Source organism: Bradyrhizobium sp. 142, from assembly GCF_023074015.1.
Lineage (GTDB): Bacteria > Pseudomonadota > Alphaproteobacteria > Rhizobiales > Xanthobacteraceae > Bradyrhizobium.
The window spans coordinates 84,609-100,342 of record NZ_JADPKQ010000322.1 but is presented as its reverse complement, the minus strand read 5'-3'; the positions used below and the strand labels follow the sequence as shown (position 1 = coordinate 100,342).

Here is a 15,734-nt window from a genome sequence, read left to right as displayed (position 1 = left end):
ACCGTGCGGAAATCCCGAGCTTAGCGCCCGAGTTCCTCGACTCCGTTAGTCCCATTATCGTTGAAATCTGCCACAATTCCAGCTCTTAAGGCTTTCTCCCGCGCTGCGAGACCCCAGCTGTGGCTTTTTTGCCGCAAGTTTGCAGCCTCGACGTCGATTTTCGGGCCAGAGCGCGCCGAAACTGTCCCGTCCCCGCCACGGTAGAGCCACGGGGCGGCCATAAATGCAAACGCCCCGCTAATGTGCTTGTCATCGTGAACTTGTCAGAATCGCGCTAAGGGCTGTCACTCTGTCGCAGCCCTGCTGGAGTTGTGCATGTTTTCTGTGTTCGTTCCCTCCGAGTCCTCCCTCAAGAAGGCCATCGTCGGCGATCTCGCGGCAGTGCCGGAGCATGCGGTGTGGATCGATTTGTTCAACCCGACAGCGGCCGAGGACAAGGCGGTGGAGCGGCTCTCGGGCATCGCGATCCCGACCCGGGAGGACATGCAGGAGATCGAGATCTCCAGCCGCCTCTATATCGAGAACGGCGCGCGCTACATGACGGCGACGCTGATGTGCCACTCCGACACCGACATGCCTCGGACCACGGCGGTGACTTTCATCCTCGGCGACCACCGCCTGGTGACGGTGCGCTACGATCAGCCCAAGCCCTTTGCGCTGGTCGAGGCCAAGCTGGCCCGCTCCTGTACGCCGGGCATCACCGGCGAGATGGTGCTGATGGAACTGGTCGACGCGGTGATCGACCGCTGTGCCGACATTCTGGAGCGGTGTGGCGCCGAGATCGACCAGGTCTCGCACGACATTTTCGAGCCGGAGAGCGAACGTCACGGTCACGCCAAGCAATATTCCCAGATCCTGATCTCGATCGGCCGCAAGGGCGACCTGACCTCCAAGGTTCGCGAGAGCCTGGTCTCGATCGGCCGCGTCGTCGCCTTCCTCTCGGCGGTGGTGGAAGGCGTGAAATGGTCGAAGGACATGCGCGAGCAGCTCAAGACCATGCAGCGCGACGTGGTCTCGCTGACCGACCACGCCTCCTATCTCTCGAGCAAGATCACCTTCGTGCTCGACGCCATGCTCGGCGTCGTCAATCTCGAGCAGAACAACATCATCAAGCTGTTTTCGGTCATGGCCGTTGTCCTGATGCCGCCGACGCTGATCGCTTCGATCTACGGCATGAACTTCAAGATAATGCCGGAACTCGAATGGGCGCACGGCTATCCGATGGCCCTGGTGCTGATGCTGATCGCGGCGATCGTCCCGTACTGGATCTTCAAGTGGAAGAAGTGGTTGTAATAGCTACCGAGACCTTTCGCCGTTCGCGCAGACATGGCGGTTGGTGTCGCAGAATAGAGCGGGATTGAGGCTGCGCGGTGATACGTGCTCTCCGCCCCAATTCCTCCGGTAAAATTTGAGCGGTGGGCTGAACGTTTACGCGAAACTTGTCTGCGATAAGCAGTGCGTAGCCGCGAGGAACAGCCATGGTTGAAAAACACATAACGTCGCCCCGCAACGTCATCGATCTGGCGAACTATCGTCAGGTTCTGGCGAGCGGCAAGGCGTCGTCGATGTCGGCACGCCTGTGCCGGCACTGTGGTGCTCCGCTGCTCGACGGTGAGAACGACGACGACTGCTCGACTGCACTCAACGCCGCAGCTCCCCGGCTGCGCGAACGGTCGCGTCGGATTCGACTCGATTGAGCAACGGAAGGAAGGGCGGGCGATCCAGGTCTTGCGGCGGCTTTGTCTGGATCGCCCCCTAGCACACTGCTTCCAATTCAGTCATTGCGAAGAGCAAGACGACGAAGCAAATCCAGACTGGCTCTGCGGAGGCGGTCTGGATTTGCTTCGCGGAGCCTTGTCGTCAGGCCGCGCTTTGCGTGGACCTGGTGGCTAGCAATGGCGGCGAGCGAGCCTAAACGTGCTGGCCGCCGTTGATGTGGATCTCCGCGCCGTTGACGTAGGACGAAGTCTCCGTGCACAGCACGTAGATGATCTTGGCGACTTCGTCCGGCGTGCCGAGCCGGTGCATCGGGATCTGCTGCTCCACGATCTTCTCCGTGCCCGGCGACAGGATGGAGGTGTCGATCTCGCCCGGCGCAATGGCGTTGACGCGCACGCCGATGCGGCCGAAGTCCGACGCCATCTCGCGCGTTAGCGATGCGAGTGCGGCCTTGGAGGTCGCATAGGCCGCACCCGCGAAGGGATGCACCCGCGAGCCCGCGATCGAGGTGACGTTCACCACCGAGCCTTTGGCCGTCTTCAGCTCCTCGATCAGTCCGCGCGCGATCATGATCGGCGCGAAGAAGTTGACGTTAAACACGTGCGTCCATGTGTCGAGATCGGTGTCGACGGAGCCGAGCCTGGAGCCGCCCGGTCCCTTCGGCGAGATCGCGGCGTTGTTGACCAGCGCATGCAGCATGCCGCCCTCGAGGCGGTTGCGAATGTCCGAAATCGCGCGCGTCGTGTCCGCGGGATTGCCGAGGTCGACCTGGATGTGATCCTCGGGGCCTGCGTCCCACGGACAATCCTCCGGGAATGGATGCCGCGAGCAGGTGATGACGCGCCAGCCCGCCGAGGAGAAGCGGATCACGGTGGCGTGGCCGATGCCGCGGCTGGCTCCTGTCAGGAGCAGCGTGCGGCGCGGCGCGTTGGAGGGCTGCGGCATTGAAGTCTTTCCGGTCAGGGGTACATCCGCGTCTTGGACCACGGCTGGCCGGCGACGTCACGGCGAAATTCGATGCGGTCGTGCAGGCGGAATGGGCGGTCATGCCAGAACTCGATGCGCTGCGGCGTGATGCGCCAGCCGCTCCAGCCCGGCGGTCGCGGCACCTCGCCGATGACGTGTCTGGCGGCGACCTTGGCGATAGCCTGCTCGAAGGCAAAGCGGCTTTCCAGCGGCTGCGACTGCTTGCTCGCCCAGGCGCCGATCTGCGCCTGCTTGGGGCGGGTGGCGAAATAGGCATCGGCCTCGGCCTCGGACACCGGCGTCACGTTGCCGCGGATGCGGACCTGACGGCGCAGCGATTTCCAGTGAAAAAGTAACGCGGCCTTAGGATTTGCGGCGAGCTCGCGGCCTTTCTGGCTCGCGATGTGGCTGTAGAAGACGAAACCCGCGGAATCGAAGCCTTTCATCAGCACCATGCGCACGTCCGGCAGCCCGTCCGCGTCGACGGTCGCGAGCGCCATGGCGTTCGGATCGTTCGGCTCGCTCTTGATCGCCTCGTTCAGCCAAGCCTCGAACAATGCAAAAGGCTCGTCGGCGGCGGTGAAATCACCGGATGTTAAGGGTGTCTGGTGTTTCATCGAGGTCGTGTCGGTCATGTCTGGAGTCCGAGTTGCGTCCTGAGGCCCAAAACGCGTTGTTGTCCGCTACCGCTCTATATAGGGCATGGGGACGCGTTGGCCTATCGGCGATGCGGCCGTCCGGCTTTGTCATGACGATGATTCTGATCGGGCTCGGCGCCGGCGGTTGCAGCTTTTCCCGCAACGAGAGCAGTGCGTACGCGAAGGCCGACGACAGCGACCTCACCGGCTCGATCGTGCGGGCGGCAAAGGAGGCCGCACCGACCGAGACCGATCTCGCCTTCGCCCGCAACGCCGCCTCCGACGTCCTGAGCCAGGGCGACAAGGATTCCAGCCAGCACTGGGAGAATCCGCAGACCGGCGCGCGGGGCTCAGTGACCCCGATCGCGCAGTCCTACGCCGCCGAGGACGGCCGCAAGTGCCGCGATTTCCTGGCGAGCTATGTCAACGGCAGCACCGAAAGCTGGCTTCAGGGCGCCGGCTGCCAAAGCAGCCGTGGCCGTTGGGAGATTCATACGCTAAAGCCGTGGCGGAGTTAGGAATCGGCTCCACGGGCTAGTTGCAAAAATGCCACTGGTCCCCACATGAAGCCCAGGTGGGGCGGGGAGCCCTTTGAACATATCGATTTCCGAGAGGAGACGTGACGGATGCGCGACCCCTATGAGGTCTTGGGGGTGCCGCGGAGCGCCAACGCTGCCGCGATCAAGAGCGCCTATCGCAAGCTTGCCAAGAAGCACCATCCCGACAGCAACAAGAACGACCCGAAGGCGGCCGAGCGCTTCGCTGAGCTCAATACCGCCAACGAGATCCTCGGCGACGAGGACAAGCGCAAGCAGTTCGACCGCGGCGAGATCGACGCCGACGGCAAGCCGCGCTTCCAGGGCTTTCCTGGCGGCGGCGGTCCGCGCGGGCGCGCGGGTCCCGGCGGGTTCGAAAGCTATACATTCCGCAGCGGCGGCGCGGGCGCAGGCCCGGGCGGGGGCGCTTTCGAGGATATTCTCAACAGCATGTTCGGCGGCGGGATGCGCGGGGCGCGGCCCGGTGCCGGCGGCGCCGGGCAGTTCGAATTCGACACCGGCGGGATCGGGCTGGATCTCGACCTGAACGTCGCCATGACCGTCTCGCTGGAAGAGTCGGTGCAAGGCGGGGAGAAGCGCGTCCGGTTGCCGTCCGGCAAGGAACTCAACGTCAAGATTCCGGTCGGCGTCGTCAGCGGCCAGCAGATCCGGCTGAAGGGGCAGGGCGAGACCGTGCCCGGCCATCCGCCCGGCGATCTCCTGATCACCATCACCGTCGCGCCGCACGCCTTCTTCAAGATCGAGGGTGCCGATCTGCGGATCGACCTGCCGGTCACGCTCTATGAGGCGGTGCTCGGCGGCAAGGTCCGCGTGCCCACCCTCGGTAACGCCGTGGAGCTCTCGATTCCAAAAAACACCTCCAGCGGCCGGACCTTCCGTCTCAAGGGCAAGGGCCTGCCCAAGGCGGGCGGAACCGGCGATCTCTTCGTCACCGTCAGGATTATTCTACCGGACGGGAACGACGCCGAGCTTGAGGCATTGATGGAAAAGTGGCGGGACCAACATCCCTACAATCCGCGCAGCGGGCTCGGCTAGGGCGAGACCGGAATTTAAATGGGTTCTCCTAAAGGCCAAGAGCATCTTCCTAGCAGATGATGCTCATCAATACGTCGCCTGAAGCGCGGTGACGCTGCGCGATCCCAGGTGCTCGACGTGTCGGATGTCCGGCGGGCAGCCGATGAAAAGGTGCGGCCTCGAGAGGGGGACCAGCGCGGTACCAAAAACCCCAATCGAGGCCGCTCGCGTCGATCGGCGGATCGAACGCTGCTCAGTTTCGCGTGAGCATCCGGTGCGATAATGAGACGCGCCGATGTCTTGATTCCAAATTTTCAATGTCGGAATCGAGGCACTGCGTTCGCGCGGTTGTCTAGGTGCCGCTTTTCTCTGCCTGGTCGTAGACGGCCTGGGCCACCTTGGTCAGCCGGTCGCGGTCACTGCTGCCGCTGACGACGTAGCCGACGCCGCGGTCGGCCCAAAACAGCGCCCCGTCCCGGTCCGTTTTGGCGTAGCGCATCTGCGTCGCGCCGCTCTCGGTCTTGGCGGTGTAGATCGTGTAGCGCTCGCCCGAGGTGCCCTCATACATCAGGAACGACGCGGGGCCATTCGGCCCCGGCAGCAGCCGGCCGCCGACGAGTTTCAGTCCACTCGCCTCCAGGTTCGGCGCGAACACGGTCCAGCCGCAGCGCCTGGTCAGCCAGGCCTGGAGATGGTCGCGCTCGTTGGCGCCGACCTCGACGGGATGACGGACCTCGACGACATAGAGCCGGTGGGCGTCGAGTGCGTCCGCCGTGAAGCTCTGGAAGGTCGAGGGCGTATTGGCCGCGCCATGCGCCACCCAACCGGCCGCACCGCCGGCAACGAAGGCAACCAGTGCAGCGGCGACGGCGCCATAGAGCCACTGCCTCGGGTGGCGTTCCAGCCGCTCCAGTTCCAGTCGCGCCGGCACCGGCTCCTGGGCGACGTCGTCGTAGCGGGCGTGCAGCATCTCGGCCATGGCGCGCCAGGATTGCACCCGCTCGGCATCCTCGGGGTGGGCGGCGAGCCAGGCCTCGACGTCGGCACGGCGCTCGGCCGGCAGTTCGCCGTCGACATAGGCGTGCAGCTCGTCCTCGGTGATTGGAATATTGCGGTCCTTCATATCGGTCGTCTCTGGCTCTGCGGCCCAAAATATCGTTCGCGGCTGACCTTCGCTTTGTCCCTCTGCAAGCAGAGGACGCGACATGCGCAATGCATCAACCCTGCCATCATTTCACCCGCCTGAGCGCCGGGCGCTCGCCCACTAGCGATGCTTTGACGTGGGCGCGGGCTCGCGCCAGGCGCGACATCACGGTGCCGATCGGTACGCCCTGGATATCGGCGACCTCGCGGTAGCTCATGCCCTCCAGCATCACCAGCAGCAGCACCGAGCGCTGCTCCTCGACGAGCGTCGCCAGCGCCCTTTCGATGTCGCGTCCTTCGGCTTCGGTGCCGCTGGCATCGGGGTTGTTCTCCGTCAGCTGCATGAATTGCGGCCGTCTTGCCAGCGATCGGCGCCGGTTCTTGTTGAGGTTGGTCAGGATCGTGTAGAGCCAGCTCCTGACGTCGCCTCCGAGAAACAATCGTTCCGAACGCAGCGCCCGCACCAAGGTGTCCTGCACCAGATCGTCGGCCGCATCCGCATCGCGCGTCAGCGCGCGGGCGTAGCGGCGCAACGCGGGGATCATGGCTTCGACACTCTGGCGAAACGCACTCATGGCCGTCTTGACGTCCTTAACGTTCGGCACGAGCGCCTCAACGATGATAACACCCGAACGGAACGGCTATTCCGGCGCTTCAAACAGCGTTAACGCCGCGGATTAGGACTGTACCGCGAAGGAGGGCTGGTGTACCTCCAGACCTCAACCCCGCTCGATGGGACATCAAGAAAATGGCGCAGAATTCAGGTCTGATGCAGGGCAAGCGCGGGGTGATCCTCGGCGTTGCCAACAACCGCTCGATCGCCTGGGGCATCGCCAAGGCATGCCATGCGGCCGGCGCCGAGCTCGCCTTCACCTACCAGGGCGATGCGCTGAAGAAGCGCGTCGAGCCGCTCGCCGCCGAGATCGGCGGCCTCGTGCTCGGCCATTGCGACGTCACCGATGCCGCGACCATCGACGCGGCGTGCGCGGTGCTGCAGGAGAAGTGGGGCAAGATCGACTTCCTGGTGCATGCGATCGCCTATGGCGAGCAGCTCGACGGCCGTTACGTCGACACCACGCAGGAGAATTTCACCAAGTCGATGCTGATCTCCTGCTACTCGCTGACTGCGGTCACGCAGCGCGCGGAAAAGCTGATGACCGACGGCGGCTCGATCATCACGCTCAGTTATTACGGCGCCGAGAAGTGGATGCCGCATTACAATGTGATGGGCGTGGCAAAAGCTGCGCTGGAGGCCAGCGTGCGCTATCTCGCTGCCGATCTCGGCGAGAAGAACATCCGCGTCAACGCGATTTCGGCGGGGCCGATCAAGACGCTCGCCGCCTCCGGCATCGGCGATTTCCGCTATATCCTGAAGTGGAACGAGTACAACGCGCCGATGCGCCGAAACGTGTCCACCGAAGACGTCGGCGGCAGCGCGCTGTACTTCCTGTCCGACCTGTCGCGCGGCGTCACCGGCGAGGTGCATCATGTCGATTCCGGCTATCACGTGCTCGGCATGAAACGGCCGGACGCGCCGGACATTTCGCTGGGTGGCAAGGACTAAACCTTACCTGAAATGCCCGTGCCCACGATCTACTTTCTTCGCCATGGCGAGACCGAGTGGAATGCGCTCGGTCGGCTCCAGGGCACCAAGGACGTTCCGCTGAACGTGCGCGGCCGCGGGCAGGCGGTGTATGCCGCGGGCGTGCTGGCGGACCTCTTCAAGAGCGACGGGAAGGACAAGGCGGCGTTGCCTTACGTGTCGAGCCCGCTCGGCCGTGCACGCATGACCATGGAACTTGTGCGCGGCAGCCTCGAACTACCGCCTGCCGACTATTCGCTCGACGATCGCCTGCGCGAGATCGGCTACGGCGTCTGGGAGGGGCTGACGCCGGCCGAGAGCGAGTCAGCCGATCCCGACGTCTATGCAAACCGCCTTGCCGACAAATGGACGGTGGCGCCAGCAGGGGGCGAGACCTATGCGGCCGTGCAGCTGCGCATGCTCGACTGGTACGAGTCGCTGCTGGTCGATACGGTCGCGGTCGCCCATGGCGGCACCTGCCGGGCCCTCATGGTTGCCCTCGGCATCGAAACCCCGGCCAGCGCCGCCGAACTCTATATCGAGCAGGGCGCCGTCTACGTCTTCCGCGGCGGGCGGCTGGAGAAGTATAGTTAAGTCCTGCCGTGGTCGTCCGTGCCGTGCTGCGGGTTTGACCCCTGGCCCCTCGCGCGTTACCACACGCCGGAACTAGGCGAGCAGCGCATGTCCTTCAACACCTTCGGCCACATGTTCCGCGTGACCACCTTTGGCGAGAGCCATGGGGTGGCGATCGGCTGCGTGGTCGACGGCTGTCCGCCGCTGATCCCACTCACGGAGGCCGACATCCAGCGTGACCTCGACCGCCGCCGGCCCGGCCAGTCGCGCTTTACGACCCAGCGCCAGGAGCCGGACCAGGTCAAGATCCTATCCGGTGTGATGGCGCATCCCGAAACCGGCGTTCAGGTGACGACGGGCACGCCGATCGGGCTGTTGATCGAGAACACCGACCAGCGCTCCAAGGACTATTCCGAGATCAAGGACAAGTTTCGTCCCGGCCACGCCGACTTCACCTACGAGGCCAAATACGGCCTGCGCGATTATCGCGGCGGCGGGCGCTCCTCTGCGCGCGAGACCGCGACGCGGGTTGCCGCCGGCGCGATCGCGCGAAAGGTGCTGCCAGAGGTCAAGGTGCGCGGCGCGCTGGTGCAGATGGGCCCGCACAGGATCGACCGCGACAAATGGGATTGGGGCGAGATCGCCAACAATCCGTTTTTCTGTCCCGACAAGGACAAGGCGGCGTTCTTCGAGAGCTATCTCGATGGCATCCGCAAGAACGGCTCCTCGATCGGCGCAGTGCTCGAGATCGTCGCCGAGGGTGTGCCGGCAGGATTGGGCGCGCCGATCTACGCCAAGCTCGATGCCGAGCTCGCTTCCGCGATGATGAGCATCAACGCGGTGAAGGGCGTCGAGATCGGCGCCGGCTTTGGCGCCGCCGAACTCACCGGCGAGAAGAACGCGGACGAGATGCGCACCGGCAACGACGGCACGCGCTTTTTGTCGAACCATGCCGGCGGGGTTCTGGGCGGCATCTCCACGGGACAGCCGGTGGTGGTGCGCTTCGCGGTGAAGCCGACTTCGTCGATCCTCCAGCCGCGCCTGACGGTCGATCGCCAGGGCGCCGACACCGAGATTATGACCAAGGGCCGCCATGACCCCTGCGTCGGCATCCGCGCCGTCCCCGTCGGGGAAGCCATGATGGCCTGCGTGCTGGCCGACCACTTCTTGCGCGATCGCGGGCAGGTCGGGCGGTAGGGCAAATAGAGCGCCGGTGTCGCGGCACCAGCTTGCCGCGCAACTTGACGATCCCACAACTTCGTCGGCAAATGCGGATATGGAAAGCTGCGAACTCCGGCGCATCATCAATTGGCTGATCGACGGCGCCTGGTCGTCGAAGAGCCCGGCCGAGATGACCGCGGAGGCCTGCGAACGTCTGGTCGCGGCAGGCCTGCCGCTGTCACGGTTCGGCATCTTCATCCGCACGCTTCACCCTGAGATCTTCGGCCGCAACTTCATCTGGCGACAGGGCGCGGAGGTTGAAATCGGCGCGGTCGATTTCGAGATCCTGGACACGCCCGAATTTGCCAGAAGTCCGCTGCGAATCGTGTTCGAGCAAGGACTGGAGGTCAGGGGACGCATGGACGATCCCGACAGCAAGCGGTTTCCGTTCCTCGACGACATGCGTGCCGAAGGCGTGACCGACTATATCGCGGTGCCGCTGTCGTTTCTCGACGGCTCGATCCACGCGACGAGCTGGACCACACGGCATCCCGGCGGCTTCAGCGACAGCGACATCGCCGCAATCCGGGCTCTGATAGCGCCGCTCGCGCGCGTCAGCGAGATCATCAGCCTGCGCCGCACCGCCGAGATGCTGCTCGACACCTATGTCGGCAACAGTGCCGGCGCGCGCATCCTCGGCGGTCAGATCCGCCGTGGCCACAATGACACCATGCAGGCCGCGATCTGGCTGTCGGATTTGCGCGGCTTCACCGCGCTGTCGGACCGGCTGCCGGCCGAGACCGTCGTCGAGATCCTCAACCAATATTTCGACTGCCAGGTGAGCGCGATCCGGGGCCACGGCGGCGAGGTGCTGAAATTCATGGGCGACGGCCTGCTCGCGGTGTTCCCGATCGACGAATATGTCGGCGACGCGGCCCATGTCTGTTCGCGCGTGCTGGAGGCCGCTCGCGAATCCCGCGCCAGCGTCGAAGCGCTCGCGTTTCCGGTCGGCGACGCCATCGAGCGCTTCCGCTTTGGCGTCGCGCTGCATGTCGGCAACATCCTCTACGGCAATATCGGCGGCGGCAACCGGCTCGACTTCACCTGCATCGGCCCTGCCGTCAACCTAGCGGCACGGCTGGAGAAGATCGCGGGCCGGACCGGACGGACCGTCGTCGCGTCGGAAGGTTTTGCCAATGTCTGCCGCCAGGACTGGCGCGAGCTTGGTGAATTTCCAATCGCCGGATTCTCCAAGGCGCAGCGCGTGTATGGACTCGCCGAAGAGACGCCGGTGGTAATGGCCTAGCGGACGGCGCCGTCAGGGGCGCTAATTGCCGCGAACATAGGACCGCTTTAGACCACGGGTTAGGACCCTGAGGGTGATCCACAGCCGCAGCATGGCGAAGCTGAAGATGAACACGAAATAGATCAGGTTCTTGGTGAACTGCGTCGCCGACGAGGTCTGCCAGAAATTCCAGATCGTGCTGCGCACGGCTTCCTGTCCATAGGCGAGGGCGACGTTGATGACGCCGAGCACGATCACGGCGGCGCCGAGCCACACTCCGCGTCGCGCAAACTCGCCGATCGCGGCAAACAGGGCGATCTCGCCGTCATCGCGCTCGGCACGGACGATCATGAGAAGCACCAGCGCAGCGATCAGCGCACTCCAGAATCGTCCGAGATGCGTGAACTGGTCGAAAGCAATGCCATCGAGGCCCGCCATCAGGTGGGGCGCAAACGCGTCATGACCGGCGGCCGCGGTGCCGAGGGCTGCCGCGAACATCACGAAGGCGATCCGCCACAGGATCGAAAAGGAGAGCTTGAACTGCTCGCCCAGTGTCAACTCACCGAGAGAGGATTGGCCTCCGGCCGCCTCGATCGATTGTTGCGCCGTTGCAAAGAAGGCCAGCAGCAACGATACTTGCGGGCAGCGCCACGGCGCCGCCACCGAACGCTACCACCCGCATCGCCGCCGCCAGGATCAGCCAAGGCAGGGCGTGCAGCAGTTTGAACGGACCGAACGTGGATTCGTGGCAGGCCGGCTTGAGTTCAACCTGTTTGCGCAGTGCGACTGTCATCGCACCTTGGTGACATAGGACGTTAAATCTGCGGTAGCGCGGATCGCTAAAATTGACCAGAAGTCGCCTGGCGGCGCCGCTATTCCTCCGGCTCCGTCGTGAACAGCAGCGGATAGCCCTTGGTCCGGCCGGCATCCGTTGCACGCGTCGCCTTGGTCTCGGCGACGTCCCTCGTGAACACGGCGACCACGCAGGCGCCCAGCTTGTGCGCGGTTATCATGACCTTGTAGGCCTGATCCTCCGTCATCCGGAATTCCGCCTTGAGTATCATGGTCACGAACTCACGCGGGGTGTAGTCGTCGTTGATCAGGATGACCTTGTGCAGCTTCGGCCGCTCGACCTTGGTCTTCGTCCGGGTTTTCGGCTTGGTAACAATGTCGTTCATTCCGCCTCCTGAAACGGCGGGCGTCTCTCGGTTCCAGCCGCGGCGTCAGCACGCGACCTTCTCACCATATTGCAGGACCTGCACCTTCTCCAAGGTGATCAGCCCGCTCGACATCATGCCATCCAGGATGGGCAGGAATGCGTTGATGTTATCCTCGCTGTCGACGATTTCGATCAGCAGCGGCAGATCCTCCGACAGGCGCAGGATTTTCGAGGTGTGCAGCCGGCTCGATTTGCCAAAGCCCATGGGGCCGCGCAGCACCGTGGCGCCGGCCAGGTGCTGCTCGCGCGCCTTCATCACGATCGCCTCATAAAGCGGCTTGCCGTCGCAATGGTCACTCTCGCCGATGAAGATCCGGAGCAAAACGGCCTGATTGGGAATTTGCATGATCAGCTCCTCTTCAAGCGGTTGTAGCGGCTCCCCATCATATAGCCGAGCCACACCGACACCAGCCAGCAGACGACGGACGCCGCGACATAGGCGAACGCAGTGTACTTCATGCCGCCATGGAGCAGGCGGAAGGTCTCCAGGCTGAAGGCCGAGAAAGTGGTGTAACCGCCGCAGAACCCGGTCATGATGAACTGCCGGTGTTCGGGCCGCGCCAGCACCCGGCCGTCGGGACCGGTCAGTGCCGCGTAGAAGCCGATGATCAGCGAGCCGGTCGCGTTAATGAACAGTGTCGCGAAAGGGAATCCGGGCCCGGTGTCGAGCGCAAGGGAGACCAGATAGCGCGTCAGGCCACCGGCGATGCTGCCGGCGGCCACCCAGGCATAAAGCATCGCGCTGCGCCAGCGCTCGGCGGAGGAGGGGGTGGTTATGGCAGTCATGGCACCTCTAGCCTCCGAGACTGTCCGCAAGGAGGAAGCCGCAACTGACGGCCACAAGGCACAGCCCGACCGAGACCACGACGTTGCCGACGGCAGCGAACGGCTCGCCGTTGCGGGCGAGCGTCAGCGTTTGCAGGCTGAACGAGGACACCGTAGTGTAGCAGCCGAGGAAGCCGGTCACTGCGAACAGCCATGGGTTGGGCGCGGCGAAGACCGAACCGGGATGAGTCGCCAGCGCGCCGAAGATGCCGATCAGGAAGGCGCCGGTGACGTTGATGGTCATGGTGCCCCAGGGAAAGGTCTCGCCCAACCGCCGCGCGATCGCGCCGGAGACGAAATAGCGCGCGCAGCCGCCCAGCATGCTGCCGATCACGATCGCGATCACTCCGCTCAGCACGACGAATGGTCTCCCCTCATCCCTTGCGCTCCACGCTCAGTCCATTGCCGATCACGAGCAGCCCAGCAAGCGCGACCAATGCGAAGCCTAGCCCGGCCAAGAAGGTGCCGACCGGACCGAAGGCGTCCCACAGCGCGCCGGCGATGACGCTCGCCGCCAGCAATGCAATGCCGGTGAGCAGATTGAAATACCCGAACGCAGTGCCGCGTAAATTGGGCGGCGCGGTGTCGGCGACGAGGGCCGAGAACAGCCCTTGCGTCAATCCCATGTGCAGCCCCCACAGCACGACGCCGAGCGCCAGACCCGCAAGGCTCGGCAGCAGAGCGAGCGCGAGATCGGCTCCCGCAAGAAAGACGAGGCCGAGCGTGAGCAGGCCGGTCCGGTTGATCCGATCCGACAGCACGCCGGCCGGATAGGCCGAGAGCGCGTACACGATGTTCATCAGCACCAGCACGGCGGGCACCCACATCGCGTTGAGGCCGATGTTCTGCGCCCGCAGGATCAAAAAGGCCTCGCTGAAGCGAGCGAGCGTGAAGACGATTCCGACCGCGACGACGCGCCAGTACACCATTCCGAGTTGCCGCATCGCGGCGAGGTTGAGCGGATTTTTCGCGGGCTCCCGGCTGGCGTCAGGCTCAGGTTCGTTGACCGCAAACGCGATCAGGCCGAAGGACAGAAGTGCCGGCAGTACGGCCACCCAGAACACAGCGGTAAAATTATCCGCGGTGAACCACATCAGGCTGATTGCCGCGAGCGGGCCCAGAAAGGCTCCGATCGTGTCGAGCGATTGGCGCAGGCCGAAGCTCGCGCCGCGCAGGCCTATGGGCGCGATGTCGGCGACCAGCGCATCGCGCGGCGCACCGCGGATGCCCTTGCCGACGCGGTCGATGAAGCGCGCTGCCACCACCCATCCGACGCTGGGGGCGAGCGGGAACAGCGGCTTGGTGAAGGCGGCTAGCCCGTAGCCGAGCGCCGCGAGCAGCTTGCGCCGGCCGAGCCAGTCCGACAGCGCGCCGGAGAAGATTTTTGTGATCGAGGCGGTCGCCTCCGCTATGCCCTCGATGAAGCCGACGGTCAGCGTGGAGGCGCCGAGCACGGTGACGAGATAGACCGGCAGCAGCGCGTGGATCATCTCCGAGGAGATGTCCATCAGCATCGAGACGAAGCCGAGCACCCAGATCCCTCTGGGCAGTCCGGCGCGCGCGGCATTCGGTGCGGTCGTCGTCACGTCGTGGCCCTCTCCTTGGCCTTCGTCCTCAGGCAAAAAAGTCATCACACAACAAAAAACCCGCCATCGGCGGGTTTGTCCATGCTCCCTCAAAAGGCAGAGGCTCAAAGATTGCCCCGCCTCAAGCAGAAGTCATCAGCCCTCTGCGATCATCGACCGTCGGGCGGTTGTCGGGGGACTCCATCCCCATCTGTGCGGTCAGCCTAGCATGGAAATCGCGACGGACAATAGGGTGGGAGGATGCCGCGCATATCATGCGCGGGTTTGACCCACGCATCCGTCCAGAACGAAAGCGCTCTTGCGGAGATGGATTTCCGGGTCCTGGCGCCGCCAAGGCTTCGCCGGGCTTTCGATGCTGGGCCAGCGAAGCTTTAGCGAAGATGGCAAGCCCGGCAATGACGTTCGGTGTGTTCCGTACGCTCCAGCGGCATCGAGATGGCGAAACGGCGGCATCTTCGCGCAAGCGTGCAAATCCTAACTCGTAAATTCCTAACTCGAATGTGAAGCATAAGCGATCTTCGCACTTTGCGGCAAGGCGATTGCATGTCACCATCGCGTCATACGACGGGAGACTGCGATGCGCTTGCTGTTCTCGATCGGGGCTGTGCTGGTGGCCGGCGTATTTGCCGGAGGGGACGTCGCGGGCATCGCGGCACCTGGACCTAAATCTGAGCGGCCTAAATTCGAAGCGCCTAAAAGCCAGCCGCAGCAGCAAGCGGCCGACAAGGACGGGCAGACCGTCGATGTCGAGCTGATCCTTGCGGTCGACGTCTCCTACTCGATGGACATGGACGAACTGGCGATCCAGCGCGAAGGCTATGCGCAGGCGCTCCAGTCGAAGGAATTCCTGCAGGCGTTGAAGATGGGGCCCAACGGCCGGATCGCGGTGACCTATTTCGAGTGGGCCGCCTCGACCGACCAGAAGATCATCATTCCCTGGCGGCTGGTCGACGGACCGGAGACCGCGGACGCCGTCGCCGCCGAAATCATGAAGACGCCGATCCGCCGCGCCTCGCGCACCTCGATCTCCGGCGCGATCAGCTTCGCGATGCCGCTATTCGACGAGGATCCCTATCGCGGGATCCGCCGCGTAATCGACATTTCCGGGGACGGTCCCAACAACAATGGCAGCCCGGTCACGGTGGCGCGCGACGCCGCGATCGAGAAGGGCATCGTCATCAACGGCCTGCCGATCATGGTCAAGGAGCCGTCCTACTCGACCATGGATATCGACAATCTCGACTATTACTATGAGGACTGCGTCATCGGCGGCCCCGGCTCCTTCGTCATCACCATCAAGGACCGCGACAAGTTCAAGGAAGCGATCCGCACCAAACTCCTGATGGAGGTCGCAGGCCTCAAGCCGGAGCGTCCCGTGATGCGGGTTGCGGACAAGGAGCCGCGCGTCAGCTGCTTGATCGGCGAGAAGATCTGGTCGGACCGCTGGGGGCGGTGAGACGCTAGCC

The 15,734-nt window shown here is 64.2% G+C and carries 19 protein-coding genes and 1 riboswitch; of the genes, 9 read left to right on the top strand and 10 right to left on the bottom strand.

Annotated features, from left to right (window positions below; translation table 11 throughout):
- The first annotated feature begins 315 nt into the window (after nt 1-315).
- Together IVA82_RS29650 and IVA82_RS29645 are read left to right on the top strand one after the other, a co-directional pair.
- A complete protein-coding gene (locus IVA82_RS29650) occupies nt 316-1,293 on the top strand; it encodes a magnesium transporter CorA family protein (RefSeq protein ID WP_247382978.1) in 978 nt (325 codons plus the stop codon).
- Between the two features lie 185 nt (nt 1,294-1,478).
- Nucleotides 1,479-1,697 carry a hypothetical protein gene (locus IVA82_RS29645; protein ID WP_247382977.1) on the top strand — a complete coding sequence of 73 codons (219 nt, stop codon included), beginning with the start codon at nt 1,479-1,481 and terminating at the stop codon, nt 1,695-1,697.
- 214 nt (nt 1,698-1,911) lie between these two features.
- On the opposite strand, the gene IVA82_RS29640 is transcribed toward IVA82_RS29645, so the two are convergent.
- A complete protein-coding gene (locus IVA82_RS29640; protein WP_247382976.1) occupies nt 1,912-2,664 on the bottom strand; it encodes an SDR family oxidoreductase in 753 nt (250 codons plus the stop codon).
- Between the two features lie 14 nt (nt 2,665-2,678).
- The gene (gene pdxH, locus IVA82_RS29635) at nt 2,679-3,320 is read right to left on the bottom strand and encodes a pyridoxamine 5'-phosphate oxidase (RefSeq protein ID WP_247382975.1); all 642 of its coding nucleotides are present in this window, start codon (nt 3,318-3,320) and stop codon (nt 2,679-2,681) included.
- Nucleotides 3,321-3,433: 113 nt separating this feature from the next.
- Between pdxH and IVA82_RS29630 the strand changes: the two genes are divergently transcribed.
- Nucleotides 3,434-3,841: an RT0821/Lpp0805 family surface protein gene (locus IVA82_RS29630; RefSeq protein ID WP_346658692.1), complete on the top strand. Its 408-nt coding sequence runs from the start codon at nt 3,434-3,436 to the stop codon at nt 3,839-3,841.
- 108 nt (nt 3,842-3,949) lie between these two features.
- Nucleotides 3,950-4,915 carry a DnaJ C-terminal domain-containing protein gene (locus tag IVA82_RS29625; RefSeq protein ID WP_247382973.1) on the top strand — a complete coding sequence of 322 codons (966 nt, stop codon included), beginning with the start codon at nt 3,950-3,952 and terminating at the stop codon, nt 4,913-4,915.
- Between the two features lie 331 nt (nt 4,916-5,246).
- Here the strand turns inward: IVA82_RS29625 and IVA82_RS29620 are convergent, their stop codons facing one another.
- Nucleotides 5,247-6,017, bottom strand: a complete 771-nt coding sequence (locus IVA82_RS29620) for an anti-sigma factor (RefSeq protein WP_247382972.1) — start codon at nt 6,015-6,017, stop codon at nt 5,247-5,249.
- Between the two features lie 106 nt (nt 6,018-6,123).
- Nucleotides 6,124-6,612, bottom strand: a complete 489-nt coding sequence (locus tag IVA82_RS29615; RefSeq protein ID WP_148741637.1) for a sigma-70 family RNA polymerase sigma factor — start codon at nt 6,610-6,612, stop codon at nt 6,124-6,126.
- Nucleotides 6,613-6,785: 173 nt separating this feature from the next.
- Between IVA82_RS29615 and fabI the strand changes: the two genes are divergently transcribed.
- From fabI to IVA82_RS29595, 4 genes are all read left to right on the top strand, one after another.
- On the top strand, nt 6,786-7,601 hold the full coding sequence (gene fabI / locus IVA82_RS29610; RefSeq protein ID WP_247382970.1) for an enoyl-ACP reductase FabI: 816 nt from the start codon (nt 6,786-6,788) through the stop codon (nt 7,599-7,601).
- A 12-nt stretch (nt 7,602-7,613) separates the two neighbouring features.
- On the top strand, nt 7,614-8,213 hold the full coding sequence (locus IVA82_RS29605; RefSeq protein WP_247382968.1) for a histidine phosphatase family protein: 600 nt from the start codon (nt 7,614-7,616) through the stop codon (nt 8,211-8,213).
- Between the two features lie 87 nt (nt 8,214-8,300).
- Entirely contained in the window at nt 8,301-9,389 is a 1,089-nt protein-coding gene (aroC, locus tag IVA82_RS29600; RefSeq protein WP_247382967.1) for a chorismate synthase, read from the top strand.
- A gap of 79 nt (nt 9,390-9,468) precedes the next feature.
- Nucleotides 9,469-10,659 (top strand): adenylate/guanylate cyclase domain-containing protein, encoded by a 1,191-nt coding sequence (locus tag IVA82_RS29595; protein WP_247382965.1) that lies wholly within the window; start codon nt 9,469-9,471, stop codon nt 10,657-10,659.
- A gap of 21 nt (nt 10,660-10,680) precedes the next feature.
- Here the strand turns inward: IVA82_RS29595 and IVA82_RS29590 are convergent, their stop codons facing one another.
- From IVA82_RS29590 to IVA82_RS29565, 6 genes are all read right to left on the bottom strand, one after another.
- The gene (locus IVA82_RS29590; protein WP_247382964.1) at nt 10,681-11,268 is read right to left on the bottom strand and encodes a hypothetical protein; all 588 of its coding nucleotides are present in this window, start codon (nt 11,266-11,268) and stop codon (nt 10,681-10,683) included.
- Between the two features lie 242 nt (nt 11,269-11,510).
- Nucleotides 11,511-11,816 (bottom strand): ATP-dependent Clp protease adapter ClpS, encoded by a 306-nt coding sequence (gene clpS / locus IVA82_RS29585; RefSeq protein WP_247382963.1) that lies wholly within the window; start codon nt 11,814-11,816, stop codon nt 11,511-11,513.
- 45 nt (nt 11,817-11,861) lie between these two features.
- Nucleotides 11,862-12,203 carry a DUF190 domain-containing protein gene (locus IVA82_RS29580; protein WP_247382961.1) on the bottom strand — a complete coding sequence of 114 codons (342 nt, stop codon included), beginning with the start codon at nt 12,201-12,203 and terminating at the stop codon, nt 11,862-11,864.
- A gap of 2 nt (nt 12,204-12,205) precedes the next feature.
- Nucleotides 12,206-12,634, bottom strand: coding sequence for a fluoride efflux transporter CrcB (gene crcB, locus IVA82_RS29575; RefSeq protein ID WP_247383054.1), 429 nt, complete (start codon nt 12,632-12,634; stop codon nt 12,206-12,208).
- Between the two features lie 16 nt (nt 12,635-12,650).
- Nucleotides 12,651-13,040, bottom strand: coding sequence for a fluoride efflux transporter CrcB (crcB, locus tag IVA82_RS29570; protein ID WP_247382960.1), 390 nt, complete (start codon nt 13,038-13,040; stop codon nt 12,651-12,653).
- A 16-nt stretch (nt 13,041-13,056) separates the two neighbouring features.
- A complete protein-coding gene (locus IVA82_RS29565) occupies nt 13,057-14,268 on the bottom strand; it encodes an MFS transporter (RefSeq protein WP_247382959.1) in 1,212 nt (403 codons plus the stop codon).
- Between the two features lie 119 nt (nt 14,269-14,387).
- Nucleotides 14,388-14,465, bottom strand: a riboswitch (Fluoride riboswitch).
- 380 nt (nt 14,466-14,845) lie between these two features.
- On the opposite strand from IVA82_RS29565, the gene IVA82_RS29560 reads away from it, so the two are divergent.
- Complete coding sequence (locus IVA82_RS29560; RefSeq protein ID WP_247382958.1) at nt 14,846-15,724, top strand: DUF1194 domain-containing protein; 879 nt, start codon at nt 14,846-14,848, stop codon at nt 15,722-15,724.
- Nucleotides 15,725-15,734: the final 10 nt, after the last annotated feature.

What these genes read in the sequence shown, in the direction of transcription:
- IVA82_RS29605 (WP_247382968.1), top strand. Translation starts at nt 7,614, where the DNA reads ATGCCCGTGCCCACGATCTACTTTCTTCGCCATGGCGAGACCGAGTGG.
- aroC (WP_247382967.1), top strand. Translation starts at nt 8,301, where the DNA reads ATGTCCTTCAACACCTTCGGCCACATGTTCCGCGTGACCACCTTTGGC.
- IVA82_RS29560 (WP_247382958.1), top strand. Translation starts at nt 14,846, where the DNA reads ATGCGCTTGCTGTTCTCGATCGGGGCTGTGCTGGTGGCCGGCGTATTT.
- IVA82_RS29640 (WP_247382976.1), bottom strand. Translation starts at nt 2,664, where the DNA reads ATGCCGCAGCCCTCCAACGCGCCGCGCCGCACGCTGCTCCTGACAGGA.
- IVA82_RS29645 (WP_247382977.1), top strand. Translation starts at nt 1,479, where the DNA reads ATGGTTGAAAAACACATAACGTCGCCCCGCAACGTCATCGATCTGGCG.
- pdxH (WP_247382975.1), bottom strand. Translation starts at nt 3,320, where the DNA reads ATGACCGACACGACCTCGATGAAACACCAGACACCCTTAACATCCGGT.
- IVA82_RS29630 (WP_346658692.1), top strand. Translation starts at nt 3,434, where the DNA reads ATGACGATGATTCTGATCGGGCTCGGCGCCGGCGGTTGCAGCTTTTCC.
- IVA82_RS29580 (WP_247382961.1), bottom strand. Translation starts at nt 12,203, where the DNA reads ATGCAAATTCCCAATCAGGCCGTTTTGCTCCGGATCTTCATCGGCGAG.
- clpS (WP_247382963.1), bottom strand. Translation starts at nt 11,816, where the DNA reads ATGAACGACATTGTTACCAAGCCGAAAACCCGGACGAAGACCAAGGTC.
- fabI (WP_247382970.1), top strand. Translation starts at nt 6,786, where the DNA reads ATGGCGCAGAATTCAGGTCTGATGCAGGGCAAGCGCGGGGTGATCCTC.
- IVA82_RS29620 (WP_247382972.1), bottom strand. Translation starts at nt 6,017, where the DNA reads ATGAAGGACCGCAATATTCCAATCACCGAGGACGAGCTGCACGCCTAT.
- IVA82_RS29650 (WP_247382978.1), top strand. Translation starts at nt 316, where the DNA reads ATGTTTTCTGTGTTCGTTCCCTCCGAGTCCTCCCTCAAGAAGGCCATC.
- IVA82_RS29615 (WP_148741637.1), bottom strand. Translation starts at nt 6,612, where the DNA reads ATGAGTGCGTTTCGCCAGAGTGTCGAAGCCATGATCCCCGCGTTGCGC.
- IVA82_RS29595 (WP_247382965.1), top strand. Translation starts at nt 9,469, where the DNA reads ATGGAAAGCTGCGAACTCCGGCGCATCATCAATTGGCTGATCGACGGC.
- IVA82_RS29625 (WP_247382973.1), top strand. Translation starts at nt 3,950, where the DNA reads ATGCGCGACCCCTATGAGGTCTTGGGGGTGCCGCGGAGCGCCAACGCT.